This window comes from Novosphingobium sp. BL-S-19, assembly GCF_055521675.1.
Genome location: NZ_CM145497.1, coordinates 301,486 through 326,618 on the forward strand (window position 1 = coordinate 301,486; position 25,133 = coordinate 326,618).

General features: G+C 65.7%; 21 protein-coding genes and 1 pseudogene. 15 read left to right on the forward strand and 7 right to left on the reverse strand.

The window, feature by feature from the left end; all coding sequences use genetic code 11:
* The first annotated feature begins 22 nt into the window (after positions 1–22).
* The 4 genes from ACZ1JV_RS01360 to ACZ1JV_RS01375 all read left to right on the forward strand — a co-directional run bounded on the left by ACZ1JV_RS01360 (position 23) and on the right by ACZ1JV_RS01375 (position 5,886).
* Positions 23–931, forward strand: a complete 909-nt coding sequence (locus ACZ1JV_RS01360) for an aldo/keto reductase (protein ID WP_465149288.1) — start codon at positions 23–25, stop codon at positions 929–931.
* Positions 928–2,013, forward strand: coding sequence for an LLM class flavin-dependent oxidoreductase (locus ACZ1JV_RS01365; protein ID WP_465149289.1), 1,086 nt, complete (start codon positions 928–930; stop codon positions 2,011–2,013). Before ACZ1JV_RS01360 ends, ACZ1JV_RS01365 begins: the two co-directional genes overlap by 4 nt.
* A 260-nt stretch (positions 2,014–2,273) precedes the next feature.
* Positions 2,274–3,509 (forward strand): MFS transporter, encoded by a 1,236-nt coding sequence (locus ACZ1JV_RS01370; RefSeq protein ID WP_465149290.1) that lies wholly within the window; start codon positions 2,274–2,276, stop codon positions 3,507–3,509.
* 73 nt (positions 3,510–3,582) lie between these two features.
* Positions 3,583–5,886 carry a TonB-dependent receptor gene (locus tag ACZ1JV_RS01375; RefSeq protein WP_465149291.1) on the forward strand — a complete coding sequence of 768 codons (2,304 nt, stop codon included), beginning with the start codon at positions 3,583–3,585 and terminating at the stop codon, positions 5,884–5,886.
* A 51-nt stretch (positions 5,887–5,937) separates the two neighbouring features.
* Here ACZ1JV_RS01375 and ACZ1JV_RS01380 read toward each other — a convergent pair whose 3' ends face one another.
* A complete protein-coding gene (locus ACZ1JV_RS01380) occupies positions 5,938–7,326 on the reverse strand; it encodes an FAD/NAD(P)-binding protein (protein ID WP_465149292.1) in 1,389 nt (462 codons plus the stop codon).
* 360 nt (positions 7,327–7,686) lie between these two features.
* On the opposite strand from ACZ1JV_RS01380, the gene ACZ1JV_RS01385 reads away from it, so the two are divergent.
* The 7 genes and pseudogenes from ACZ1JV_RS01385 to ACZ1JV_RS01415 all read left to right on the forward strand — a co-directional run bounded on the left by ACZ1JV_RS01385 (position 7,687) and on the right by ACZ1JV_RS01415 (position 15,706).
* Positions 7,687–8,604, forward strand: a complete 918-nt coding sequence (locus tag ACZ1JV_RS01385) for a TauD/TfdA dioxygenase family protein (RefSeq protein ID WP_465149293.1) — start codon at positions 7,687–7,689, stop codon at positions 8,602–8,604.
* Between the two features lie 46 nt (positions 8,605–8,650).
* Complete coding sequence (locus ACZ1JV_RS01390) at positions 8,651–9,634, forward strand: ABC transporter substrate-binding protein (RefSeq protein ID WP_465149294.1); 984 nt, start codon at positions 8,651–8,653, stop codon at positions 9,632–9,634.
* Positions 9,631–10,461 carry an ABC transporter permease subunit gene (locus tag ACZ1JV_RS01395; protein ID WP_465149295.1) on the forward strand — a complete coding sequence of 277 codons (831 nt, stop codon included), beginning with the start codon at positions 9,631–9,633 and terminating at the stop codon, positions 10,459–10,461. Before ACZ1JV_RS01390 ends, ACZ1JV_RS01395 begins: the two co-directional genes overlap by 4 nt.
* Positions 10,462–10,539: 78 nt before the next feature.
* Positions 10,540–11,307 carry an ABC transporter ATP-binding protein gene (locus ACZ1JV_RS01400; RefSeq protein WP_465140286.1) on the forward strand — a complete coding sequence of 256 codons (768 nt, stop codon included), beginning with the start codon at positions 10,540–10,542 and terminating at the stop codon, positions 11,305–11,307.
* 95 nt (positions 11,308–11,402) lie between these two features.
* On the forward strand, positions 11,403–13,703 hold the full coding sequence (locus tag ACZ1JV_RS01405; protein WP_465149296.1) for a TonB-dependent receptor: 2,301 nt from the start codon (positions 11,403–11,405) through the stop codon (positions 13,701–13,703).
* Positions 13,700–14,302 carry a hypothetical protein gene (locus ACZ1JV_RS01410; protein ID WP_465149297.1) on the forward strand — a complete coding sequence of 201 codons (603 nt, stop codon included), beginning with the start codon at positions 13,700–13,702 and terminating at the stop codon, positions 14,300–14,302. The genes ACZ1JV_RS01405 and ACZ1JV_RS01410 overlap by 4 nt, the downstream gene beginning before the upstream one ends.
* A pseudogene (locus ACZ1JV_RS01415) lies at positions 14,299–15,706 on the forward strand (PepSY-associated TM helix domain-containing protein). The gene ACZ1JV_RS01410 and the pseudogene ACZ1JV_RS01415 overlap by 4 nt, the downstream one beginning before the upstream one ends.
* A 141-nt stretch (positions 15,707–15,847) precedes the next feature.
* Here the strand turns inward: ACZ1JV_RS01415 and ACZ1JV_RS01420 are convergent.
* Both ACZ1JV_RS01420 and ACZ1JV_RS01425 read right to left on the reverse strand, forming a co-directional pair.
* Positions 15,848–17,671, reverse strand: coding sequence for a sensor domain-containing diguanylate cyclase (locus tag ACZ1JV_RS01420; RefSeq protein ID WP_465149298.1), 1,824 nt, complete (start codon positions 17,669–17,671; stop codon positions 15,848–15,850).
* A 142-nt stretch (positions 17,672–17,813) separates the two neighbouring features.
* A complete protein-coding gene (locus ACZ1JV_RS01425) occupies positions 17,814–18,224 on the reverse strand; it encodes a low affinity iron permease family protein (RefSeq protein WP_465149299.1) in 411 nt (136 codons plus the stop codon).
* 185 nt (positions 18,225–18,409) lie between these two features.
* On the opposite strand from ACZ1JV_RS01425, the gene ACZ1JV_RS01430 reads away from it, so the two are divergent.
* The 4 genes from ACZ1JV_RS01430 (at position 18,410) to ACZ1JV_RS01445 (ending at position 21,516) form a co-directional block, all read left to right on the forward strand.
* A complete protein-coding gene (locus ACZ1JV_RS01430) occupies positions 18,410–18,820 on the forward strand; it encodes a DUF1622 domain-containing protein (protein WP_465138890.1) in 411 nt (136 codons plus the stop codon).
* 41 nt (positions 18,821–18,861) lie between these two features.
* A complete protein-coding gene (locus ACZ1JV_RS01435; protein WP_465138889.1) occupies positions 18,862–19,257 on the forward strand; it encodes a YidH family protein in 396 nt (131 codons plus the stop codon).
* Between the two features lie 140 nt (positions 19,258–19,397).
* Positions 19,398–20,255, forward strand: coding sequence for a bestrophin-like domain (locus ACZ1JV_RS01440; protein ID WP_465149300.1), 858 nt, complete (start codon positions 19,398–19,400; stop codon positions 20,253–20,255).
* 397 nt (positions 20,256–20,652) lie between these two features.
* Complete coding sequence (locus ACZ1JV_RS01445) at positions 20,653–21,516, forward strand: YfaZ family protein (RefSeq protein ID WP_465149301.1); 864 nt, start codon at positions 20,653–20,655, stop codon at positions 21,514–21,516.
* Between the two features lie 147 nt (positions 21,517–21,663).
* Here ACZ1JV_RS01445 and ACZ1JV_RS01450 read toward each other — a convergent pair whose 3' ends face one another.
* The 4 genes from ACZ1JV_RS01450 to ACZ1JV_RS01465 form a co-directional block, all read right to left on the reverse strand.
* Positions 21,664–22,521, reverse strand: a complete 858-nt coding sequence (locus ACZ1JV_RS01450; RefSeq protein ID WP_465149302.1) for a hypothetical protein — start codon at positions 22,519–22,521, stop codon at positions 21,664–21,666.
* Positions 22,522–22,627: 106 nt separating this feature from the next.
* Positions 22,628–23,245 (reverse strand): hypothetical protein, encoded by a 618-nt coding sequence (locus tag ACZ1JV_RS01455; protein WP_465149303.1) that lies wholly within the window; start codon positions 23,243–23,245, stop codon positions 22,628–22,630.
* Positions 23,242–24,048: a DUF2092 domain-containing protein gene (locus ACZ1JV_RS01460; protein WP_465149304.1), complete on the reverse strand. Its 807-nt coding sequence runs from the start codon at positions 24,046–24,048 to the stop codon at positions 23,242–23,244. The genes ACZ1JV_RS01455 and ACZ1JV_RS01460 overlap by 4 nt, the downstream gene beginning before the upstream one ends.
* 173 nt (positions 24,049–24,221) lie before the next feature.
* Positions 24,222–25,121, reverse strand: a complete 900-nt coding sequence (locus ACZ1JV_RS01465; protein WP_465149305.1) for a hypothetical protein — start codon at positions 25,119–25,121, stop codon at positions 24,222–24,224.
* Positions 25,122–25,133: the final 12 nt, after the last annotated feature.

A 25,133-nucleotide genomic window follows, 5' to 3' on the forward strand; every position in this document is an offset into this window, starting at 1 on the left:
CTCTATTATATTGGTTGAGAATATGACCCTCCCCCTATCGACCCAATCCGTCCCGCTCGGCAAGAGTGGAATTTCCGTTTTTCCGATTGCCTGGGGCATGTGGCGGCTCGCCCGTGAAGATGGCAACGACGATATCGGCGCAATCGTTGCGCGTATCGAGGCGGCGCTGGAAGCCGGCATCACGCTGTTCGACACCGCCGACATCTACGGCTGCGACGCGGCGCTGGGCTTCGGCGGGGCGGAGCTGCTGCTGGGCAAGGCCCTCGCCGCCCGTCCGGACCTGCGCGAGCGGATGGTGATCGCCACCAAGGGCGGCATCGTGCTGGGCGTGCCCTACGATTCGAGCCCGGCCTATCTGAACAAGGCCCTCGATGCCTCGCTCGAACGCCTTGGCCTGCCCTCGGTCGAACTCTACCAGATTCACCGCCGCGACTTCCTGGCCCACCCGCGTGACGTGGCCGAAACCCTGGCCGCCATGGTCGAGAGCGGCAAGGTGAAGTCCATCGGCGTCTCCAACTACAGCCCCGCCGAATTCGACGCGCTGCAGGCGTTCCTGCCCTTCCCCATCGTCTCCACCCAGCCCGAATTCTCGGCCGCGCGCTATGCGCCGCTCTATGACGGCACGCTGGATCAGGCGATGGCGCATGACGTGGCCGTGCTGGCGTGGTCGCCGCTGGGCGGTGGCCGTCTGGCCTCGGGCTCGGAAGAGCCGGTCGCCAAGCTGCTGGCCGCGCAGGGTGAGCGTTTCGGCACCGATGCCGCCGCCGCCGCGCTCTCCTGGGTGATGGCGCATCCTTCGCGCGCGATCCCCATCGTCGGCTCGCAGAATCCGGAGCGCATCCTGGCCTCGCGCGACGCGCTGAAGGTCGAGTGGACGGCTTCCGAATGGTACGCCGTGCTGGAAGCTTCGATGGGAGCACGCCTGCCGTGACGGCGCTCAACCCCTGCGAAGTCAGCTGGTTTTCGGCGCTCTGCGACGATGACTACGAGTTCCTCGGCCAGCCGGACCCGATGCTGCGCTCCAGCTGGGAGCATTGCCGCAATATCGTCACGGCTGCCGAGGAAGGCGGTTTCGACAATGTGCTGCTGCCTTCCGGCTATGCGCTGGGCATCGATACGACCGCCTTCGCCGCCGCCATCGCCACGCAGGTCCGCCGTATCAAGCTGCTGATGGCGGTGCGCATCGGCGAGATGTGGCCCGCGCAGCTTGCCCGCCAGATCGCGACGATCAATCAGATTTTAGGCGGTCAAAAAGGCGGGGGGCGCCTGAACATCAACATCATCTCCAGCGAGATGCCGGGCGAAACCCTCGACGGCGGCGCCCGGTACGAGCGTACGACCGAAGCCATCGAGATCCTGCGCACCTTGCTGTCGGGCCAGTCGCTCGACCATCAGGGCCGTTTCTGGAACCTGAAGCTGGACGCGCCGCGCATGATCGCGCCGGGTTCGAAGTGCCCGCCGCTCTACTTCGGCGGCCTTTCGGAACCCGCCCGCGAAGTCGCCGCCAAGGGCTGCGACGTCTACCTGATGTGGCCGGACCGGATGGAGGCGGTGAAGGAAACCATCGCCGACATGCGCGCCCGCGCCGCGAAGTACGGCCGCACGCTGCGCTTCGGCTACCGCGTGCACGTGATCGTGCGTGAGACCGAAGCAGATGCACGGCTTGCCGCTGACCGCCTGCTCTCCCGCCTCGACGCGGCAGAAGGCGCGGCGATCCGCGCGCGTTCGCTCGATTCCCAGTCGGTCGGCGTGCAGGCGCAGGCGGCACTGCGCGAAACCGCCAGCGACGACGGCTATGCCGAGGACAACCTGTGGACCGGCATCGGCCGTGCCCGATCGGGCTGCGGCGCGGCGATCGTCGGCGATCCGGATCAGGTGCTGGCCAAGCTTCAGGCCTATCGCGAGGCCGGGATCGATGCCTTCATCCTCTCCGGCTATCCCCACGCTGCCGAGGCCGATCTCTTCGCACGGCATGTGCTGCCCCGGATCGATCACGGCCCGCTGGTTCTGTGATTTGAGCGATTGGGATCGGGAACTTCGATACCGATACCGATCGCCCACCACACAAAACCTCGTCGCCCCCGCGAAGGCGGGGGCCCCGCTTTCTTGCGCCGCAGCGCTGTGGATCGAAGAACAAGCGGGATCCCCGCCTTCGCGGGGATGACGAAGTAGGTAAAGCGATCTCGCGTCCTGCCTGACTCCGACTGCAAGAAACCGGCTCCGAACAGAAGGTCCATGATGCCCCACTCCTCCCAGACCGAAACGAGCCGCGCATGAACCTCTCTCCCCGTCGCCGCTGGCTACTCTTCACGCTCGCGCTGACCGCCGGCGTGCTCAATCTGGTCGACCGCCAGATCATCTCGGTGCTGAAGCCGACGATCGCCGCCGACCTCGGCTGGACCGATGACGATTACGGCACACTGGCCGCATGGTTTCAGGCCGGCGCCGCCTTCGGGTTTCTGGCGGCGGGCTGGCTGGTGGACCGGCTGGGCGCGAAGTGGGCCAATGCGGCAGGCGTGGCGGCATGGTCGCTGGCAGCGATGACGCATGGCTGGGCCAGCAGTTTCAGCCAGTTCGTTCTCTGCCGCATCGGGCTGGGCGCCACGGAATCGATGGGCACGCCGGCCGGCGTGAAGACCATCGCCACGATCTTCCCCCCGAACTTGCGCTCGCTGGGCTTCGGCCTGACCAACATGATGAACTCCATCGGCGCCATCCTTGCGCCACTGGCGATCCCGGTCGTCGCCGCCGTCTGGGGTTGGCGCGCGGCTTTCGTGCTGGCCGGTGTGGTCGGGCTGGTCTGGGTGCTGGCATGGCTTGCCGCCTCGCGCGGGGTGGACTTCGACGACCGCCAACCGGCCGTTCCCGGCAACGTGCTGTCGGGCGACACGCTGTTCCTGAAGGAGGGCCGCACCTGGACCATCGCGCTGGCCAAAGTCCTGTCGGACGCGACCTGGTGGCTGATGCTGTTCTGGATGCCGGACTATTTCCACCGGCAATTCGGCCTTTCGGGCACCGAACTCGGCCCGCCCCTGGCGCTGGCCTATTGCGGATCGGCGGCGGGATCGCTGCTGTCCGGCTATGCCGCCAATCGCCTGCTGGCGAAGGGATGGAGCGCCAACCGCACGCGCAAGACGCTGATGCTGATTTCCGCGCTCTGCGTGGTGCCGGTGCCGCTGGCGCTCCATGCGCAGGAGTACGGGATGGCGGTCGCGCTGATGGCGCTGACCTTGGCCGGACATCAGGGCTTTTCCACCAACCTGTTCGGCCTGATCGCCGACGTCACCCCGCGCCACAAGGTCGGCCGGGTGACCGGGTTCGGTGCGTTCTGCGGCAATCTGGGCGGCACCGCGATCAGCAAGATCGCGGGCCTCGTGCTCGCCGCCGGGCTGGGTTACGGCCCGCTCTTCGCCTTCGCCTCCGTCTCGTACCTGCTGGCGCTGGGGTGGATCCAGCTCACCATGCCCAAAATCATTGTTGCCGAACCGCTCACTTCGGCTTCCGCATAGGGCGACTAAAGGAAAACTATCTTTCTCAACCAAAACGGTTGAGTATGGTCCGCCCCGTTCAAGGGAGACCACAATGACCATGCCCCCTCTCCGCGCCGCTCGTGCCCTTCTGCTCGCGTCCGCGGTCCTTTTCCCGGCGGCGGCTTTTGCCGACGAGGCTGCCGCCGATGGCGGCGCCATCACTCCGCAGCCGGGTGAGATCGTCGTCACCGCGCGCTACCGCGACGAATCGCTGCAGCAGGTGCCGATCGCGATCACCGCGGTCAGCGGCCAGTCGCTCAACGACCGCGCGATCCACACGCTGCAGGACCTTTCCAACACCGTCCCCTCGATCGATTTCCGCAATGGCGCGTCGAACAAGGACCGCACCGTGTTCATCCGCGGCGTCGGCACGATCAGCACCTCTCCCGGCGTCGAATCCTCGGTCTCCACCGTGCTCGACGGCGTGGTGCTCACCCGCCCGGGTCAGGCCACGCTGGACGTGGGCGAAGTGGAACGCATCGAAGTGCTGCGCGGCCCGCAGGGCACGCTGTTCGGCAAGAACGCCTCTGCCGGTGTGATCAGCATCGTCACCGCCGCGCCGTCCGAACAGTTCCACGCCTATGCCGAAGGCACCGCGACGACGGACGAGGAATACCGCATCAAGGCGGGTGTCACCGGCGGCATCGCGCCGGGCATCTCGGCCCGGATCGACGGCCTCTACGCCAACTATGACGGCAACGTGCACAACGTCTACACCGGCAACGAAGTGAACGGCTACGAGCGCTACGGCGTGCGCGGCAAGATCCAGGCGCAGCCTACCGACACGCTGAAGCTGACGCTTTCCGGCGACTATCTGCACTCGCACGACACCACGCCCAGCGGCGTCTATGCCCGCACCAGCCAGATCGCATATCCCACCGGCGTGGTCACCCCGTCACCGGCGCTCGCCGCGTTCCTGACGAGCCAGGGCATTACCGCCGGGCCGGAAAATCGCCAGGTCAGCACCAATTTCGATACTGACGTGCGGGACAAGAACTACGGCGGATCGCTCACCGCCGAATGGGGCATCGGTGACTACACCGTCACCTCGATCACCGCCTACCGCGAGTGGAAGAACGCCCAGCATCAGGACTACGATGCCCTGTCGCAGCTTTCGGCCACTTTCCCACAGGGCGACGACTACGGCACCGTCGACAACCACCAGTTCTCGCAGGAACTGCGCCTCACCTCGCCCAAGGGCAAGTTCATCGACTATGTGGTGGGCGCCTACTACCTCCACGCCAAGACGGACGAGGTCTATACCCGCACGCTTACCCGCCTGATCTCTGGCGCGCAGAACGTGGTGACGGGCGTGGCGAACTACGGCGTCACCAGCGACAACTATGCCGTGTTCGGTGAAGCCAACATCAATTTCACCTCGTGGCTGCGCGCCATCGCCGGTTATCGCTCCACCTGGGACGATCTCAGCTACTACCACGTGCGCACGTCGACCAACGACCCGACGAATTCGGGTTCGACCGCCCTCGATGTCGCGGGCATCCGCGCCTATCACAATTCGGCCGGTTCCACCTCGACGCGCGGCGATTCCTATCGCGGCGGTATCCAGGCGGACTTCCTGACCAACAATCAGGCCTATTTCACCTACTCGCGCGGCTACAAGGGCCCGGCCTACAACGCCTATTTCAACATGCGTTCGCTGAATGCCACGACGCCGCTGGATGAAATTGCGCTGAAGCCGGAAACCTCGGACTCATTCGAAGGCGGCATCAAGGGATCGGCGCTCGATCGCAAGATCACTTACGCGCTGGCCCTCTATACGACCAAATTCCACAACTATCAGGCCAATTACAACGACGTGGTCGGCGGTGCGCAAGTCACCCGCCTGATCAATGCGGGCACCGTGCAGACCAAGGGCGTGGAGTTCGACTTCGGCCTGCGTCCGATCCCCGGCCTCTCGCTCGATACCTCGGTCGCCTACACCGATGCCAAGGTGATCAACTTCATCTGCCCGGCAGGCGCGCCGTCAAGCTGCAACATCAACGGCGAAGTGCTGCCCTTCGCACCGAAGTGGAAGCTCTACAGCAACGCCGCCTATCGCTTCGCGCTGTCGAACGCGCTCGATCTGGAAGTGCAGTCGGACATCACGCTGAAGAGCCGCACGCAGTACCAGCTGACCGAGACGCCGGGCACCATCCAGCCGGGTTATTACATCTGGAACGCGAGCGTGGCGCTGATCGGCACCACGGGTGACTGGCAGCTGCGCGGGTTCGTGAAGAACATCACGAACCAGAGCTATTCGAACTACCTCGCCAACGGCACGCTGGCCGGGATCGTCCGCTACGTTCCGCGTGACGACAAGCGGTACGCCGGCATTCTGCTGCGCAAGGACTTCTGATCGGACGTGCAGGGGGCGGCGAAAGCGGCCCCCTGCACAGCCCATCAATCGTCAGAGCCCTTCGCCGCCGACCCAGTGCATGTCCGCAAGATAGCGCGCGAGATTCCAGACCTGCCGCCGAATGTCGGGCACCGCCACGATCTCCCACGCTTCGCCCTTGGTGACCGGGCCCACCGCGAACAGCGTATCCTGCGGCCGCCCTTCCGCATCCCGCACACGGCCGAGATGATCGACATCCAGCCCCAGTCGGTGCGCGTCGGGCCGGACGCGGCGCTGGGCCAGCAGATCCTTCACCAAAGGCAGCCCGCTGCGCAGCAAATCGCCCTCCGGCCCCGTGCAATTGATGATCCGGCAGACTTCCAGCCGAACCAGCCGCTCTTCGCCGCGCGGGCGATAGTCCGCCGTGACGCCGTGCCCGCCTGCTTCCGTGCGCACCAGCTTGCCGGCGGCGAATTCCAGCCGCCCTTCGGCCTCCAGCTCGGCCAGCCGTTTCGCCACGTCGGGCGCCAGTCGGTGCCGGTGAACATCCCAATAGGGCCGCAGATGCCGCAGGAAACGGCGCTGGGCGGCGGTATCATGGCGGCGCCAGAGGTTCTGCGTATGCGGCCGCTGCTCGTCCACCGCCGCGCGCCAGCCGATCGCCTTGGCGCGCGCGCGGATCTGCCGCACCAGCGCTGAACCGCGCGCATCCGGTGCCGGCACGTTCTCCACCGCCGGCCCCGTCTCCGCATGGGCGTGCGGCTTCAACCCGCGCCGCGAGAGCGCGGTGATGCGGCCCTTGAACCCTGCCTTGTCGAGCGAAAGGATCATGTCCGCCGCCGTCAGCCCCGTGCCGATCAGCAGGACGTGGTCCAGCGCGCCGGCATCGCTGACCGCGCGCGGATTCCACGGATCGGTAAAGCACCGGTCATCCGGCAAGGCGGCCAGCACCGGATGCGGCGTCGGCGGGAAATTGCCCAGCGCCAGAACCAGCGAACGGGCCACGATCTCGCTGCCGTCATCAAGTTCGACAGTAACCTGCCCCGCCCCGAACCGGGCCGAGAGTGCTTCGGCGCTGACGATCTGCGCTTTCGGCCCGGCATCGGCCAGCGCCTTGATCAGCAGTTCGCGCAAGTAGAGGCCATAACTCAGGCGCGGCACGAAGCGATTGGCTTGCTCTTCGCCGCTCTGGCCGATCCAGCGCAGGAAATTGGCCTGATCGTCTGGAAAGGCGCTCATATTGGCGGCACGCACGTTGAGCAGGTGCTCCGGCCCCTTGGTGCCGAAGGCGAGGCCCTTGGCCAGCTGCGTGTGGTTGCGCTCTATCAGCACCACCCGCACGCCCTGACGAATCAGGTTGATGGTCAGCAGCGTTCCGCTGAACCCCGCGCCGACCACGGCGACGGGCAAGTCTTCGGGCGGCTGTTCTTCGGGTTCGATCCTGGGGGGTAATTGATTCATGGGTTGAAACCTATCCGCATCGCCCGCCTTTTATCAACTATTCTGGTTGAGAATAGCGCCACCACCATGGCAAAACGCAGGAAAACGCCGCTTCGCCGCGTTGCGTGGGCGCCATCGACGAGCGGTGCATCAGATACGACGATGCCGCAGCCTCGCCCAAGCCGGTCGCAGGATTTCCGTTGACAGCACATTGTCCACCGTTATGGTTGAGAATGTGGAGCGCGTGATCCCGTCCGCCTCCCCCGGTTTTGCCGCTGGTGCGAAACCCCGTCGTGCAGGTCGTCAACGACAGCACTCCCATCCCGTGATTTGCGATGCCGCGGACACTGCCGTGCCGTGGCACGATGAGGAGATTGTGCGATGAATGCCACCACCCTTGCAGCGCGTCCTGCCGACAAGAACGCCGACAAGAACGCCATCGGTTCTTTCGAGGTCCACCGCGTGGAAGCCAATCTGGGCGCCGAGATCCGCGGGCTGGACCTGACCGGCCCGATTACCACGGAACTGGCCGATCTGTTGCGCGGCCTTTTGTGGGAACATCAGGTGCTGTTCTTCCGCGATACCGGGATCGATGATGCCAAACAGGCGGAAATCGGCCGTGTGTTCGGTCCGCCGGTGGCAGACAGCATCGCCCGCCGGCGCGGCGTGAAGGATGAGGATATCGTCCCCTTCAACACCGGCCCTTATGCCAACGGCTATTACGGAACGCCCTGGCACGCGGATGCCACCTATCTGGAAACGCCCTATCAGGTTTCCATCCTGCGCAGCGTGATCGCGCCCGAACTGGGCGGCGACACGGCCTTTTCCAGCGGCATTTCCGCCTATGAAGCCCTGCCGCAAGAGGTGAAGGACAAGATCGCCGGACTGGATGCGATCCACCGCCCCAACGGCAAGGCCTACCAGCTTATCGATGATGAGAAGGAACTGGCCGATTACCTGGCGGAATATAGCGGCGTTGCCCATCCGGTGGTGATCACCCATCCCTTCAATGGCCGCAAGGTCCTCTACGTCAACGAGGGTTTCACCAAGGAAGTGGTCGGCTTGCCGGAGGATGAGAGCAAGGAACTGCTGCGCTATCTGACGCACCAGTTCTATCGCCCCGAAAACATCGTGCGGTTCAAATGGCAGCCCGGATCGCTGGCGATCTGGGACAACCGATCCGTCCAGCACTACGGCGTCGCGGATTACGGCCAGGCCCAGCGCCAATTGGTGCGCATCGTCGCCAAGGGCGATCGCCCGCAGCGCGCTCAGCCGGGGCGTGACGGGCCGCAGGGCTGATCCTTCCCACCGCCTTTATCCCCTAGACAAGAGAGGCGCCGCTTTCGTGACCAGCCCAAGTCGTATCCTTCCGGCTCTTGCTTCCGCCGCCCTGCTGGCCGCCTGCCAGCCATCGGCCAAGCAGGACGCAGAGCCCGTCCTGCGCGTCGCGGACCAGCTTCATACGCTGCAATCGGCGGTGAACGCCGCCGGCGAAGGCCAGCCCGGGAACTATCGCATCCAGTGGTCCAACTTCCTTGGCGGCCCTTCCGTCATCGCGGCGGAGACCGGGGGATCGGTGGATCTGGGCTGGATGGCGGAAACGCCGATGGTCTTCGCGCAGGCGGCGGGCAGCCCGGTCAGGGTGGTCGCCGTCAGCAAGGGGCTGAAGCCCGGCACATCCAACATCGCGCTGGTGGTGAAGCCGGATGCGCCGATCCATTCGGTGGCGGACCTCAAGGGCAAGCGGATCGGCTATGCCCCCGGCACGATATCGCAATACCTTGTCGCGCGGTTGCTGGATCAGGCAGGGCTGACGTTCAAGGACATCACGCCGGTCCGCCTTTCCGGGATCAGCACGGCGGTGCTGGACAGCGGCACCGTCGATGCCTTCACCGCCGCCGAACCGATGCTCACGCAGGGGATCGACGCCGGAAAGCTGCGCGTGCTGGCCTATGGCGGCGAACCGGTGACGCCGGGCTACGGCTATCTCGTCGCGTCGGAGGCGGCGCTGGCCGATCCCAAACGCGCCGCCCTGATCGCCGATTTCGTGCAGCGCGCCGCGCGCTCGACCAAATGGCAGCGGGAGAACGTGGACAAGGCGGCGCAGTTCTCCGCCAAGGCCTACAACGTCACGCCCCAGCTGGCCGGGCAAATCCTGCGCCGGATGCCGGCCGGCTACACCGAAATCGATGCATCGATTATCGCCGGCCACCAGCGCGAGGCGGACCTCTTTCACAAGTTCGGCCTGATCCGCCAACGCGTGGATGCATCGAAACTGTTCGACCACCGCTTCGACAAGCTGGTGGCCGCCGTGGAGAATGGCCGATGAACGTCCCCTTCTTCGATCCCGGCCCGCTGGTCCGCCCCGTCGTCCGCAAGGCCGAGGACAAGCCGGGGCGCCTGTCGCTGGCGCGCCGGGCGATCGGGCCGCTGCTGGTTCTGGCCGCATGGGCGGGAGCGACCGGCGCAGGGCTGGTCGATGCCTCCGTCCTGCCATCCCCCCGCCTGCTGGTCGCCACGGTCGGGCATTTGTGGCACGAGCAGGAACTGGCGCACCAGATCGCCGTCTCGCTCGCCCGCGCGCTGGCCGGGGCGGCGCTGGGCATCTCGCTGGGTCTGCTGCTGGGCGTGATCGCCGGGCTGACGCGGCTGGGCGAGGAACTGTTCGACGCGACGCTGCAGATGATGCGCACTGCCCCGCCGCTGGCGCTGGTGCCGCTGTTCATCGTCTGGTTCGGGGTGGACGAAACGCCAAAGCTGTTGCTGATCGGCCTGGCCACGATGTTCCCCATGTACCTCAACACCTATTCGGGCGTGCGCAATGTCGATCGCAAGGTGGTGGAGGCCGCCGGCACGTTCGGTCTGAAAGGCCCGCGCCTGATCCGCGAGGTTATCCTGCCGCTGGCCTTGCCCTCGATCCTCACCGGCCTGCGTTTTGCGCTCGGCGTCTCGCTGCTGATGCTGATCGCGGCCGAGCAGATCAATGCACAGGCCGGGCTCGGATATCTGCTCAACACGGCGCAAGTCTACCAGCAGGTCGACGTGATCCTGGTCTGCATCTTCATCTACGCCGTGCTCGGCCTGTTGGCCGACCTGTTCGTTCGCCTGCTGGAAAGACTGCTGATGCCCTGGCGCGCCAATCTGGCCGCGCGATAGGAGACGACGATGCCGCATTCCTCGCCATATATCCCTACCCGCCCCTCCGCCTCGGTTCATCCGATCTTCGCGCCGACCATGGCCGAAGAAACACTCCGCATCGGTGACGCCGATCCGTTCGAAAACCGGCCGCAGGCCGTCGCCGTGCAAGGCGTCACCCGCGTGTTCCACGGTCGCCCGGTGTTGGACGGGGTGGACCTGTCGATCCGGCCCGGCGAATTCGTCGCCCTGCTCGGCGCATCGGGCAGCGGCAAGACGACGCTGCTGCGCATCCTTGCCGGACTGGACGCGCCGGACGAGGGCGAGGCCTGGGTGCCGGAAGCGCGCACCGTGGTGTTTCAGGAGCCGCGCCTGATCCAGACGCGGAAGGTCTGGAAGAACGTCGTTGCCGGCCTGTCCGGCCGCGCCGCCGCGCGGCATGTGGCGGCGGCGGCGCTGGCCGAAGTGGGGCTGGACCATCGCGCCGACGCATGGCCCGCCACGCTCTCCGGCGGCGAAGCGCAACGCGCGGCACTGGCCCGCGCGCTGGTGCGCAAACCGCGCCTGCTGCTGCTGGACGAACCTTTCGCCGCGCTCGACGCGCTGACCCGGCTGCGGATGCAGCGGCTGATCGGCGCGCTGTGCCAGACGCACTCCCCCGCGACGCTGCTGGTGACGCACGATGTGGAGGAAGCGATCTTGCTGGCCGACCGGGTGCTGGTGCTGCGCAATGGCCGCATCGCCTTTGACCGCCGGATCACGCTGGACCGCCCACGCACCGCCGGCGGCACGGCCTTCGACACGCTGCGCGGCCAATTGCTGGCCGAACTGGGCGTGCGAGAGGATAATCCGGCACCGGTTTCGTGAACTGCCGGCGCAGAACTTATTTGACAAAATGATAATGCGATTGACTCGCATTATAGCCTTGGACATAGGAACGCCCTGAAATTCCAGGGGGCTCCATGATCCGTTTTTCCGTTTGGCTGTCCGGTGTTACCACGGCCGCGCTTACCGTTTCCGCATTTGCCGTTCCTGCCATGGCGCAGGACGTCGAACCTTCTGCCGAGCAAACGCCGGCCCCCGGTGACATCATCGTCACCGGCGAGAAGGCCACCCGCACCCTGCAGGAAACGCCCACCAGCATTGCCGTCACCACGTCCGACCGGATCCGGCGGGAGACGCTGATCTCGATCCAGGACGTCTACAACCGCACCGCGAACCTTTCGGAGACGTACGGTGCATCGGGCTTTACCATTCGCGGCGTGAGCAACACCGGCGTCGGCGCCGGCGGGCAGGCCGATGCGGCCAGCGTCTATGTCGACGGCGCGCCGATCCCCAAGTGGGCGCTCTATGGCGGCCCCACCGACATGTGGGACGTGCAGCAGGTGGAAGTGCTGCGCGGTCCCCAGTCCACGATCCAGGGCCTGAACGCGCTGGCGGGCGGCATCGTCATCACCACCAAGGACCCGTCGCTCACCCGCTGGACCGGCGATGCCCGCGTGCTCTGGACCGAGCATGACGACCGCACGTTCTCGGCAGCAGTGGGCGGCCCGATCATCGCGGACGAACTGGGCGTGCGCCTCTCGGCAGAGCGCCGGAACGACCGGGGCATCATCAAGAACGTCACGCGCGGCGGTTATGACGACGCGCTGAAGTCGCTGAACTTGCGCGGCAAGGTCATGTGGACGCCCTCCGCGCTTCCCGGCCTTGAGGCAGTGGCCAGCTACAACCGCGTGCGGCGCGATGGCGGCTATCTCTACGAATATTCGCGCACCGACGTGCCCGACTACTACGATCACCGCATTTCCACCGGCGACCAGCCCAGCCGCGGCAAGATCGACAGCGACATCGCGGTGTTCAACCTGAGCTACCCGGTGGCGGACAATCTGAAGCTGTCCAGTGTCACCTCGTGGAACCGCTCCAAGGTCCATTCGGAAGTCGATACCGACGGTACGCCGCAGGATGTCCAGGCGATCGACAACCGCTATCTCTACAAGACGCTGACGCAGGAACTGCGCCTCAATTACGATGGGCCCAAGCTGAGCGGTCTTCTCGGGGCGTGGTATTACCGCCGCACCGGGGCGATCAACCAGAACAGCCGCGTCAACATCGCCACCCCAACATCGACCATCAGCGCCCTGCTGCGCGCCAATGGCGCCACGGCGGCGCAAGCGCAGGCGATCAGCACTGCCTATGCCGCGCAATTGCCGGTGATTCCGGTGCTCTACCACGCGGAGCAGCCGGAAAAGGTGGAGACCATGGCCCTGTTCGGCGATGCCCGTCTGAAAGTGACCGACCGGCTGACCCTGATCGGCGGCTTCCGCTTCGATCACGAGCGCAACCGCTACGCGGCAGAGACCGTGGCGACCTTCAACGGCACATTGCCGAACCCGAACTTCATGGGCGCGGCCTATGCCGGCATCATCAACCTGATCAATCAGGGCGTGCTCGGGCTGGTGGACGATGCCTCCTCCCCGCTCGCCACCAACAGCCGCACTTTCAACGCCTTCCTGCCGAAGATGGGCGTGAGCATGGACTGGACGCCGGATCTGACCACCGCCTTCACCGTGCAGCGTGCCTATCGCTCGGGCGGGTCCAGCCAGAACCCGGCGCGCGCCGAACTGGTGCCTTACGATCCGGAATTCAGCTGGAACTACGAAGGATCGCTGCGGTCCAAATGGCTGGACGGCAAGCTGGTGATCAATGCCAACGTCTTCTACATGAAGTGGCGCGACCAGCAGGTCACTGCCTACTTCGGGCTCAATGCTTATGACTACAACACGGTGAACGCCGCCGGATCGCACCTCTATGGCTTCGAGCTGGAGGCCAATGCCGCCGTTACCCGGGGCATCAGCCTCTATGCCTCGGTCGGCCATGTGCGCACCAAGTTCGACGATTTCGACCTGCCCAGCGGCGCCACCAGCACCGTGGACCTGACCGGCACGCAGTTCCCCTATGCCCCGCGCTGGACGCTGGCGGGCGGCGTGAATGCCGATTTCGGCAGCGGCTTCACCGGCAACCTCAACGCCAATTACCGCAGCTCCGTCTTCACCGGCGTCGGGCAGGATCAGGCGCAGTACAAGGTTTCTGCGCGCACCGTGGTCAACGGGCAGGTCGGCTATGACAGCGGCACCTGGTCGGTCTTCGTCTTCGCGCGCAACCTCTTCAACGAGAAGTACAAGCAGTACGAATATGCCGCGATCCACCAGGCGATCCTGGGCGATCCGCAGACCTTCGGCATCGGCGCCGGAGTGCATTGGTGAGCCTGCTGACGAGCCCTATGGCCAATTGGCTGGCCGGCGCGCTGCTGCTGGGCGGCGGCGCGCTGGGCGCCTTCCTGCTGCGCCGGTCATGGCTGCAGCGCGCGGGCGCCGCGCCGGGCTATCTGGCGGGCGGCTGGGCCGTGCTGGTGGGCATGGCGGTGCTCTCCGCCTGGCTGATCGGCCCGGTAAAGGGCCTTGCCCTCGCACTGGTGATGGAGGGAATCGGCGCGCTGGGGGTGATCTGGCAGGGCCGCGTACGCCGCAATGGCGGCCGTCAGCGCGAAGTCGATGCCGCGCCGGAACCACTGGATGAGCCCGGCCGCGTCTGGCGCGGCGTGCTGCGCACGCTGCTGGCGGGCCCGCTGGGGATGACCGCCGCCATGGCGGTCGCGTTTTGCGTAACCGTCTACATGCCGGGCGACCCGCGCACGCGCATCGTCGTTGGCGGCTTGCTGATGCCAGTGCTCTGGGGGCTGGCGATGACATGGACACTGGCCGACCGCCGCCTGCTGCGCGCCACCGCCGTTCTGGTGGGCACCAGCGTGGTCGGCTTCGGCCTCGCCTTTCTGGGCGGCGCGGTTCTGGGAGGCGCAGCATGAACGAGACGGCATCCGCCAATACGCGCAAGAAACAGTGGCGCTGGCCGATCCCGCCGGAAACCGTGCGCGCGGTGCTCAGCAGCCACTCCGTCCTGGGGCTGGCCTTCGCGGCAGTGATCTACCTTGTCTGCCTGACCGGCACGATCGCCGTTTTCGCACCCGATCTGCAACGGCTTGAGGTTCCCGCCACGCCTGTCGCCCGGCACCTTTCCGATGCCGCCGCCGCGCGCCATCGCCGAAGGCGCGCGGCAGGTTCCGGCCGATGCCTCGCTCTACCTGACGATGCCCGGCACCGCCAAGGAAGGCGCCACGCTGATTGCCTACAAGCCCGATTTCGAACGGACCTGGGCGATTGCCGAAGACGGCGCCCTGGCCCCGCTGGAAGCAGCCTGGACCGAATTCCTGATCGACTTGCACGTCCGCCTGCACCTGCCGCGCAGCTGGGGCGCCTTCATCGTCGGGCTGACCGGCGTGGCGCTGCTATCCTCGCTGGTGTCAGGCATTCTCGCCCATCCGCGCGTGGTGCGCGATGCCTTCCACTTGCGGCTGGGCGGATCGCGCCGACTGCAGGAGGCGGACCTGCACAACCGGCTGGGCGTCTGGGCCCTGCCCTTTCACTTCACGCTGGCGCTGACCGGCGCCTTGCTGGGGCTCAGCACGCTGATCGTCGCGGTGCTATCCCTGCTGCTCTACCGGGGGGACATGGACAAGGTCTACGCCCTGTTCCTCGAACCGCCGCCGCCGGTCGATGCCCGGGCGGTGCCGATGCCCGACATGGCCGCGCTGATCGCGCAGGCCCGCGCCCGGTCGCCGGGTGCGGAGCCGCAAAGCCTGGTTGTGGAACGCCCCGGCCGCGCCGACATGCGCATTTCGATCCACGCCGGCCGCCCGAAACTGCTGGTGCAGCAGGACGAACTGCAGTTCGACGCGCAGGGCAAGCCGATCCATGAGGAACACCCGCAGGACATGGTGGTCGGCACCCGGATGCTGACCGGCATCGGCCAACTGCACTTCGGCTGGTACGGCGGCCTCCCCGTGCGCATCGCCTATGGCCTGCTGGGCCTTGCGCTTTGCGTCGTGACGTCGAGCGGGGTGACGATCTGGCTCGCCCGCCGCCGCGACCGGGGCCGCCCGGCGCCGCAGTGGGAACGGATCTGGGCCGGCGTCTGCTGGGGCCAGCCGGTGGTGCTGACGCTGACGGCGGTGCTGGCCCTGCTGGCGCCGCATGTCGCGGAAACCGGGCCGATGGCGACGATCTGGCTGGCACTGACGGTCGCCGCGATCGCGGCGTCGGCCATGGCCCGCCACCTGTCCGGACAGCGCGTGGCCCGGCTATGGCGCTGGGCGCTGCTGGGATCGCTGGTCGCCACGGTCGTGATCTGCGCGGCGAAGCATCTGGCCTGAAATCTGCCCTGAAATCCGGCCGGTTGCGCTAAAGCATTTTCTAATCAGGTGGAATCACCTGATGACTCGGAAAATGCGCCAAACCAAAACCTTAGAGCAGTCGACCCGACGCAGTCGGGTTGAAACTGCTCTAAGCCCGCTTCACGCGGCCTGGCGCAGCCGGTTTCTCCCATCCTGCTTGGCGCGATAGAGCGCCCCGTCCGCGCGGGCGAGAAGCTGGTCCCGGTCCAGCCCCGGCCGGTGGCTGGCTAGGCCGATGCTGGCGGTGATGCGGTCGATCTCCAGCGGTGTCCAATCCTCGTTCTCGATCGCCCGGCGCAGGCGCTCCGCCATGGCGAGGGCCATGTCCGGGCCCACGCCCGACAGCACGATCACGAACTCTTCCCCGCCGATCCGGCCGACGAAATCGGTATTGCGGATCATCATCGCGCAAATCTGCCCGATACGGCGGATCACCTGATCGCCGGCGGCATGGCCGAACCGGTCGTTCACCTGCTTGAACCGGTCGATGTCCAGCACCGCCAGCGCCAGATCCGTGCCCTGCGCCTCTGCCCGTTCCACTTCCGCTTCCAGCACCGAGAAGACCTTGCGGCGATTGGCGATGCCGGTCAGCGGATCGGTTTCCGCCAAGGCAATCGCCTCGTTCGCGCGGGCTTCGGCATCGGCGCGGGCGCTGCTCAGTTCCATCGCCGCCAGCACGCGCGCGGTCACATCCTGGAAGATGCCGAAGATCGCGACCGGGGTGCCATCGTCCAGCCATTCCACCTCGCTGCAGCTGTAGATGTAGCGGCATTCGCCATCCGCGCGGACGATCCGCGCCTCGAAACTCATCGGCTCCTTGCGCTCCAGGCAGTCATTCAGCGAATTGCGCACCACCACGCGGTCATCGGGATGATAGAACTCGATGGCGGTTTCCACTTGCGGCGCGTCACCCGGAACAAGGCCGTGGATGCGGAATATCTCGCTGGACCAGAACAGCCGCATCGACGGCAGTTCCAGCCGCCAGTGGCCGACCTTGGAAATGCTTTCGGACATTTCCAGCCAGCGCTTGCCGCGCTCCACCTCTGCAAAGCTGCGGTCGCGCGTGGCGATCAGCGCCGCCAGCGGCAAGGACGATGCCAGCATGACGAAAAGGTAGAACTGGAAGAACAGCACGGTGCCGGTGGGATCGGCCGGGCCCGAAGTGATCGCGCCGCTGTTGCGCCATGCGGCGTAGGATCCGATCACCGCGATGATCAATGTGCTGCACGTCGCCCCGGTGGGGCCGAGGAAATAGGTGGCCACCAGCACGCCCAGCAGCGGCAGGAACAGCAGCGGATAAGTCGTCTGCGAGAAGACTGCCGCCGCGATTCCCGCGATCAGTGCCAGCACGATGACCGTGCGCATCAGTTCGCGCAGGCTCATCCCCTTGTGCTCGCGCCGGGCGCTGGCCTGCATGAAGTTCATGATCAGCGGCACCACGATCATGATTCCCAGCGCCACCGTGAACAGCCAGGACAGGAACATCAGCGCGAAACCGCGGCCCGAAAGCAGGCAGGCGATCGTCGCGCTGACCGTGGCCGCCACCACCACCGCCAGGCAGAACCGGGCGATGGCAGTGATGGTGAAGAGGTTTTCGCCCCGCTGGCCTGCACTGTATTGGCCTGAACCGTACTGGCCCCCGCTCCGGCCGGGCTGCCCGATCCCGGCCATCAGGCGGTAGGCGACCAGCGCCTCCACCACATTGGCGCAGGTGAAGGCCAGCGCGATCCGCAGGTCTCCGCCCCACAGCATATTGGCCACGAAGCTGGCCAGCGCGATCGCCAGCACCACGCCGATGCGCTCCGCCCCAGGCCGCGCCAGCAGCAGCCCGGCCACCGCGACTCCGCTGCAAGGCCAGATCGTCGCCAATCCGTCCGCACCCTGGGTCAGTTCCAGAGCAGCCCCCGCCAGACCGAAATAGAGAATGCCGACCACAACGGCCACGACAGCCGATCGACCTGTACCGTTGCTACCCACGCTGCGACGTTACCCGGATAGCGCCAGGATTTCGACTGCTATTCACCTCCATCCCAGCGATAATTGCCGGTCTGTAGCAATCATGTTGCGCAGACATGCGCCCTATCGCTCAATATCGATCGAGCAACCGGCCGACACTGGCGTGCGCGGCGGAGTGACCATCCTCCTCCTGCCCGGTTTCCTTTTCCAGCGCGGCGCGCAGGCGGTCGATCTCCTCGGCGCTGCGGTGCTCGATGCCGATGAAGCTGTCCCGCGCGTTCTCCACCGCGCGCAGCAGTTCGTCCAGCTTGGCCTGAAACGCGGCGGCATCGCGGTTCTGGCTGTTCTGGATCAGGAACACCATCAGGAAGGTGACGATCGTCGTCCCGGTATTGATGACCAGCTGCCACGTGTCCGACCATTTGAAGAGGGGACCGGAAACCGCCCAGACCACCACCACGGCCAGCGCGATGATGAAGGTCTGCGCCTTGCCCGCCGCGCCGGCGACGAAATTGGCGAATTTCGTGAAAGTCTTGCGCATGGCGTCTCACTCCCGTGCTGACACATCGTGGGCGTGAAACGACCCGGACGGCAGCTCGTTCCGCCCTCCTCCGCAAGCGCATCAGGAAGCATCGTGTGCCAACCTCGGGGATTCACCCGATGGGCAAAACGCGCCCCAACAACCAGACCTCTACCTTGAGGATTGGCGCGGGAAGGACCCGGAACATGGAAGAAATTCTACACGAATTTGCCGAGTACGTCGCGCTGGCCGTGAACCTGCTGGCCATACTGGCCATCGCGATGGGGTCGTTCCAAGGCGCCATAGGCCTCACTCGCCTGCTGCTGTTTCACGCCAGTGAGGATCAGTTGCGCCCGGTGTGGCTCTCGCTGGCGCGTTGGCTGGTGGCGGGCCTGTCTTTCCAGCTGGCTGCGGACATCGTGGAAACCACGATCGCGCCGACTTGGGACGATATCGGCAAGCTGGCGACCATCGCCGTGCTGCGTACCTTTCTCAACTATTTTCTGGATAAGGATCTCGACGGGCTTCGTGAGCGCGAGGAGCGCGAGAGGGAGGCAGCGCTGGCTGCCAAGGAGGCTGCCGTGCAGGCCAGTTCGCCGTCTGCTCCTCCGGTCTGATCCCCGAAAATCCGACCCGAGCCGCGCCAGGGAGTTCCCCGATGACCGCAAGCGACAATAGCTCCGCCCACACCCCCGAATTGCCCGCCGATCTTGGCGCCATACGCACCGTGCTGGCTGCCGACCGGACCTTGATGGCGTGGATCCGCACCTCGCTCTCGATGCTGAGTTTCGGTTTCACGATCTACAAGTTCCTGCAGGGCCTGGCGGACAACAACCAGATCGCGGCAACGAACAGCCCGCAGCATGTCGGCATGTTCCTGGCCGGAACCGGAACCGCGGCGATGGTTCTGGGCACGGTCAGCTATTGGGCCACCTTGCGCGATGTTGCGCGGGCCGGGAAATTCCGGCTTGGCCGATCGGTGCTTTATATTGCCCTGCTGATGTCCCTAGCCGGTGTCATGCTGTTCTGGGCCATCGCGACGCGGCTGGTCTAGGTAAGGCACGGCGATGCCGGACGGGCGGACATTCCCGCCGCGCACTCGGGGCTAGCCCCGATATCCATTCTTCCAAGGCGCGCGGAACATGCATTTCGCCGGGGACTGCCCGCCTAAGACAACGTCAAGGAAACACGCCGATGATGGACCTGCCCAAACCGCTGTTCGGACTTCCCATTCTGCCGCTGGGCATCGTCCTGCTGCTGGTCGTGATCGGGCTGACCTGGCTGGGCGCGCATCTGGGGCGCCGGGTGGAAAAGCAGAAGGCCGCCAACAATGCCGACACGTCCAGCGACGACGATGTGAACGGCGCCATCGTGCCGGCGATCCTGGGCCTGCTGGCGCTGTTGCTGGGCTTCACCTTCGCGCTGGCGGTGGACCGGTTCGAGACGCGGCGCGGGCTGGTGCTGGAAGAGGCCAACGCGATCGGCACCGCCTATCTGCAGACCCAGGTGCTGCCGCCGCCCAATCGCGAACGACTGAGCCTGCTGCTGATCGACTATACCGACAACCGCATCAAGCTGGCTGCAACCCCCTCTCCTTCCGAAATGAAAACGGAACTGGCGAAGAACGATGCCCTGATCAACGACATCTGGGCCGCATCGCTGGCCGGGTTCGACAGCATCAAGCACCTCGACATGTCGAGCACGTTCCTGTCGTCCATCAATTCGGTGATCGACATGGATACCTCGCGCAAGACCGGGCGGTCGGCGCATGTGCCGGATGAGGTGTTCTGGGTGCTGATCCTCTACGTGATGGTGGCGGCGGTGATCATCGGCTACATCATCCGCAACCGCGCCAGCTTCTATCTCGCCTGCGTGATGAACCTGCTGGTCGTCCTGTCGCTGATGCTGATCATGGACATCGATCGCCCGACCGGCGGCGGCATCCGCGAATCCCAGTTCCCGATGCAGTTGCTCAGCCAGTCGCTCCACGGCGAACCCCGTGCGAACTACGACCGCTGGCGCACCCCGCAAGGCGTTGCCGGGACCGAGTGAGCGCCGCCCCTGCCCCTTCAGGGTCATCCCGCAGTTTCGCCATCGGGAAGCGGAGTAGGGGTTTCCCCGATGGAATCCATGGGAATGCCCTGATACGCGGGTAAGCCCCGCCGGCTTATCCTTCGATAATCCCATGACTTAGGTAGACTTCCCGGTGCGCAATCTGGCTCTGGAACAATGCGGTGAAACGGCGGATCCCGGTTCGGAGACCGCAAGAGCCGTGTTCCTTAAGATTGTGGGCGCGCGCCCGTCCATGGGCTGGCTGACAAGCGATGTGGCGGTTCGTTCCGTGCCGGGGCTGCGGCGTTCGCCACTCGCATATTGCAACGCGGCCTGCCGCCGCATCGGACAGACCGTATCAAACAGGAGGTGACCCATGGAATCGAGAGCTTCACGCGTGAATTCGATTTTCCGTCCCGGGCAGGAAGGCCTGGCGGAACGTCGGCGCCTGCCGGTTGCGCGAGCGCTCCCGCTGGTCCTGACCGCCGCGACGATCGTGGGCGGCACGGCCCATGCCCAGACGCTGGACAACAAGTACTGGATCAACGCCGCCGCCTATTTCCCGAAGATCGACACCAACGTGCGCGTCGCCACCAAGACGCAGACCGAAGTGGCAACGGACATCGACTTCGAGAAGGATCTGGGGCTGGACAACGACAAGATCCTGCCCTCCGTCTCGGCCGGCGCGCGCTTCGGCCGGGTGATCGTAGGCGCTGACTATTTCAAACTTAACCGCACCGGCAACGTCAACCTGGGACGGGAAATCAATTTCGACGGCGAAACCTACCCGCTGAACGCGGCGGTCCGCAGCACGTTCGACAGCGACATCTATCGACTCACGATAGGATACGCGATCGTTCAGAAGCCGAACCTGGAACTGGGCGCAGCGATCGGCCTTCACGCCACCAAGTTCGACATGGGCATAGCGGCGCAGGGCGGCAATCAAGGCATCCAGATCTCATCCAAGCGCAGGGACGTGCTGGCGCCGTTGCCAACGCTTGGCCTGTTCGGCACCTACAAGATCGCCCCGCGCGTCCAGTTGAACGCCCGTGCCGACTATCTTTCGCTGAAGATCGACCAGTACGACGGCCGGCTGCTCAACGCCCAGGCCGGCGTGAACTATTCGATCGTGAAGAACATCGCGCTGGGCGTGATCTACCGCTACGTCGACTATCGGCTGGGCGTGGACAAGGACCGCTGGGACGGCCGCGTCCGCTACAAGCTGCACGGCCCGGCGATCCTGGTGCAGGCTTCGTTCTGACGGCCAAAGTTGGGAAATGCCCGGCAGGGCATTTCCCTAGAGCGGTTTCCGATCCGATTGCATCGGATCAACCGCTCTAAGTTTTTGGTTTGTCGCATTTTCCGAGTCATCAGGTGATTCCACCTGATTAGAAAATGCTCTAATAAGTCAGACGCTTGCGGAAGGCTTGTCCTTCATCATTCGCATGAACGGCACCGAGATCACCAGCGAGATCAGCAGCGACAGCACGATCGCGGCCGGCGCCAACTGGGCATCCGGGAAATTCTGCAGCAGAATGGCCAGCGCGACGCCGGGGTGCCGGGTGGCGGATGCCAGCGCCAGCGTCATCTTGTCTCCCCGGTCGCTGCCGGCCAGCAGATAACCCGAAGCCAGCCCCGCGATGCTCATCGCCAGCAGCGCCACCAGCGTGCCCTGCCCGATCACATCGAACATCGCCGGCGCCAGCCTGACCAGCAGCACCAGCGCGACGGCGACCAGCAGCACAGTTCCGAGCTTGCTGATCACCCGGCTGGCGGCCTCTACGGAAGATCCCAGGAACGCGGCGGCGCCGAACCCGGCCAGCAGCGGCAACAGGATCGTCATGCCCAGGGTGGTGACGACCTGCTTGGTGGAAATCCCGACGTCCAGCCCGAAGATGTCGCCCGCCAGAATCAGCCCCAGCGGCGTGACCACGATCGACAGCAGCGTCGTGCTCACCAGCAAGCCGGTCACATAGCAGGCCCGGCCGCCGGCGCGCATCATCTTGCCCGGCAGGATCGGCGGCAGCGGAGAGAGCGCGATCGCCACCATCGCCGCCTTCACCACCGGATTGAGATCGAACAGTTTTGCCATGGCGATGGCGATCAACGGCACCACCACGAATATCGACACGAAGGCCCGCAGGCCCAGTTGCCAGTGCGTGACGAAATAGAGCGCATCCGCCGCCTTCGCGCGCAGCGCCAGCCCCAGCACCATCAGCACGACGCTGAGCACCAGCAGCAGCTTCAAAATCATGGCAAGAGTCATCGCGCGTCTTCCCCGTTATTGCACCGGAAGTACCCCGTCACATTGCGCGGCAGCGCCGGACGCCGGGCGTTTGCCCGGAGCCCGGCGCCAGCCCGGTCAGACCATGTCAACGCGGCGGGTTGACGACCACATACTGGACCGAGGATCCGGCATATTGCGGCTGGTACCAGGTGCTGCCGCACTGCGAATAGCTGACGCCATTGACCACCACGGTGGAGCAGCTGGGCGGAATGCTCCGGACGATGGAGCCAACCACCATGGCCGTTGCGGTGACGGCGGCCGCCGTGGCCACCGGATGCCAGTGATCGTCCCAATCGTCGTCCCAACCGCCATGGCCGTGATAGTCGTTGTGGACGTCCACGTTGACGTTCCGGTTCACATTGCGGTTCACATTGCGATTGACGTTCCGGTTGGCGTTCGCGGTGTGGTTGATGTTGGTCTGCGCCCCGCCGCGCACAGCGGGCCGGCCGCCTGCCCCGCCCGGATGGGCCCCGCCGGCATGGGCACCACCGGCGCGGGCACCGCCGCCGCCAGCCGGTCGCCCTGCCGGTCGCGCACCGCCGCCGCCGCGATGGGGTGGCGCGCCATAGGCCACTTCGCCTCCCGATCCGCTGAGAGTTGCATCGGAGAACGGCGCCGCCACGGTCATGGGCAAGGATAGCCCATCCAATCCCAGCACCAGCCCGGCTACCAGCGCCACAGGCGCACTGACGATCGCGCTCATTGTGCATCTCCCTTACCGGCGGCGGTCTTGATGTCCGCCATAGTGATACGATGGGCGTCCGCCGGCGGATTGAACGCCAGATCGGCCGCGCTCGGCGGCGGCTGCGTGGTCCAGCGCAGCACTGCGGTATATTGCGGCATCGTCGGATCTTCCTTGCTGGTGATCACGATCTTGCAGGGCAGCGGCATCGCGCCGTCCTCCACCCACAATTGCCAGTCCACTTTCTCCTGCCGGAAGGCATAGTGCATGCATTTCCGGTCGCCGATGGTCTCGGGCCGAATCACCATGGCCTCCTTCACGCGCGACCGGAAGGTCTGGTCGGTCCCCCAGGTGAAAAGGTCGGCCAGCGGCAGTTCGATACCGAAATCGTTGCGCGCCTTGTCGATCGTCAGCCCGATCGAGGACGGCGCGGGGAAGCTGGCGTAATAGCCCAGCCGCGGCGCGAAGATCGTGAAAGTCTTCCCGTCATAGAACATCTCACGCCGCTGCAAGTCGGAATCGGCCACGATCTTGAAGGCGGTCGGCCGCTGGGCCAGGATCTGCACGGTGCCGCCGAACTGGATCTTCTGGCCGGTCGTCAACACCTGCTCGGTCGTGACGTCGGCATCGATCCGGAAGGCGTTCAGCGTCAGCAGTGCCGCGCTCATCTTGTCCATCGCCTGCATCGCCGCCGGATCGATGGGATTGGAGGCGTCCGCCGTCGCGGGCGGCGTGGCGGATTGGGCATGGACGGCGGGAATGAGCGCAGGGCTGCATAGCGCCAGGCCCAATGCTGCCAGTCCGAATGAGGCGGAACGTCCCATAGAGTCACTCTCCTGAAGCAGCGGGCCGGTGCCGGCGCGTGGGTTTTACCGGGCGGGCACGGACGGCGCCCCGGTGTCCTTGCATGTATCGACTGTTCCGATTGCCGGACCCATCCGGAATACTTCCGAGATCGGGCGGGATTGATCCTCTATCCGCCCCTTTCGTTGCCCGATCATTCGGGGAACAGCAGCGTCATCACGAAGCGGAAGCCCCATTCGGGGCCGAACTGGGGCCTTTCCGCATAGTAGCGCCCGCCAACGCCCAGGCTGACCGGCTGCTTGCCGAACTTCACCACGTGGCTGACCGAAAGGTTGATCGGCACCGTCCACTGCTTCGCCTTCCAGTCGTAGCTGGTCTCGGTATTGAGCGCGAAGCTGGTGGAATCGGGCAGCGTCTTGGTGATGAAGGGCTGCAGGAACGTCTGGCTGACATCGGGATAGGAAGACTTGCCCGCGAACGACCAGATGTGGTTCGCCAGAATGCCCACGGTGATGCCCTTCTTCTGGCGAAGCAGAACCGCCGTCGGGCCGGCGCCGAACTTCTGCGCACTGAATTCGGAGGCGCCGGTGGGCCACAGTATCGCCGGGCCCACGCCCCAGACGATCCCGTTCTTCGCCTCCTTGGGCGAGAAGAAGAAACTTTGCAGCACATCGCCGAAGCCGGTGGCCCCGCCCTCGCCCGGCTGCGACTCACCCTGGCTGATGATCGGCACGATGGTGCGGGCGATCACGTTCCAGTCCTTCGACAGGCCGAAGGGGATTACCGGCTGGATGTTCAGGGTGTAGCGATCCCCGTCGCGCGGGCCGTAGCAGCAGTCGTAGTTCGACTGGAACGGCACCGAGATCAGGCTGGAAACCGGGTTGGCCAGCTTGTCCGCCAGCGCCTGCCCTTCGGACGCGCCGCCCTCCCCGGCCCCGGCCCCGGCCCCGCTGGAATCGCTCAAAGTGGGTTCGGCGGAGGGATTCGCCGCCGGCTGCGCCTCCTGCGCCCGCAGCGGAGCGACCGATACTGTCAGAGCCAGCAGGGCTGCCGCCGGCAGCAGTCTCCGGCAGGTGTGAAGTCCCCTCATCATGTCCTCCTGCGC

What these genes read in the sequence shown, in the direction of transcription:
- ACZ1JV_RS01360 (WP_465149288.1), top strand. Translation starts at nt 23, where the DNA reads ATGACCCTCCCCCTATCGACCCAATCCGTCCCGCTCGGCAAGAGTGGA.
- ACZ1JV_RS01370 (WP_465149290.1), top strand. Translation starts at nt 2,274, where the DNA reads ATGAACCTCTCTCCCCGTCGCCGCTGGCTACTCTTCACGCTCGCGCTG.
- ACZ1JV_RS01375 (WP_465149291.1), top strand. Translation starts at nt 3,583, where the DNA reads ATGACCATGCCCCCTCTCCGCGCCGCTCGTGCCCTTCTGCTCGCGTCC.
- ACZ1JV_RS01380 (WP_465149292.1), bottom strand. Translation starts at nt 7,326, where the DNA reads ATGAATCAATTACCCCCCAGGATCGAACCCGAAGAACAGCCGCCCGAA.
- ACZ1JV_RS01385 (WP_465149293.1), top strand. Translation starts at nt 7,687, where the DNA reads ATGAATGCCACCACCCTTGCAGCGCGTCCTGCCGACAAGAACGCCGAC.
- ACZ1JV_RS01395 (WP_465149295.1), top strand. Translation starts at nt 9,631, where the DNA reads ATGAACGTCCCCTTCTTCGATCCCGGCCCGCTGGTCCGCCCCGTCGTC.
- ACZ1JV_RS01400 (WP_465140286.1), top strand. Translation starts at nt 10,540, where the DNA reads ATGGCCGAAGAAACACTCCGCATCGGTGACGCCGATCCGTTCGAAAAC.
- ACZ1JV_RS01405 (WP_465149296.1), top strand. Translation starts at nt 11,403, where the DNA reads ATGATCCGTTTTTCCGTTTGGCTGTCCGGTGTTACCACGGCCGCGCTT.
- ACZ1JV_RS01425 (WP_465149299.1), bottom strand. Translation starts at nt 18,224, where the DNA reads ATGCGCAAGACTTTCACGAAATTCGCCAATTTCGTCGCCGGCGCGGCG.
- ACZ1JV_RS01430 (WP_465138890.1), top strand. Translation starts at nt 18,410, where the DNA reads ATGGAAGAAATTCTACACGAATTTGCCGAGTACGTCGCGCTGGCCGTG.
- ACZ1JV_RS01435 (WP_465138889.1), top strand. Translation starts at nt 18,862, where the DNA reads ATGACCGCAAGCGACAATAGCTCCGCCCACACCCCCGAATTGCCCGCC.
- ACZ1JV_RS01440 (WP_465149300.1), top strand. Translation starts at nt 19,398, where the DNA reads ATGATGGACCTGCCCAAACCGCTGTTCGGACTTCCCATTCTGCCGCTG.
- ACZ1JV_RS01450 (WP_465149302.1), bottom strand. Translation starts at nt 22,521, where the DNA reads ATGACTCTTGCCATGATTTTGAAGCTGCTGCTGGTGCTCAGCGTCGTG.
- ACZ1JV_RS01455 (WP_465149303.1), bottom strand. Translation starts at nt 23,245, where the DNA reads ATGAGCGCGATCGTCAGTGCGCCTGTGGCGCTGGTAGCCGGGCTGGTG.
- ACZ1JV_RS01460 (WP_465149304.1), bottom strand. Translation starts at nt 24,048, where the DNA reads ATGGGACGTTCCGCCTCATTCGGACTGGCAGCATTGGGCCTGGCGCTA.
- ACZ1JV_RS01465 (WP_465149305.1), bottom strand. Translation starts at nt 25,121, where the DNA reads ATGATGAGGGGACTTCACACCTGCCGGAGACTGCTGCCGGCGGCAGCC.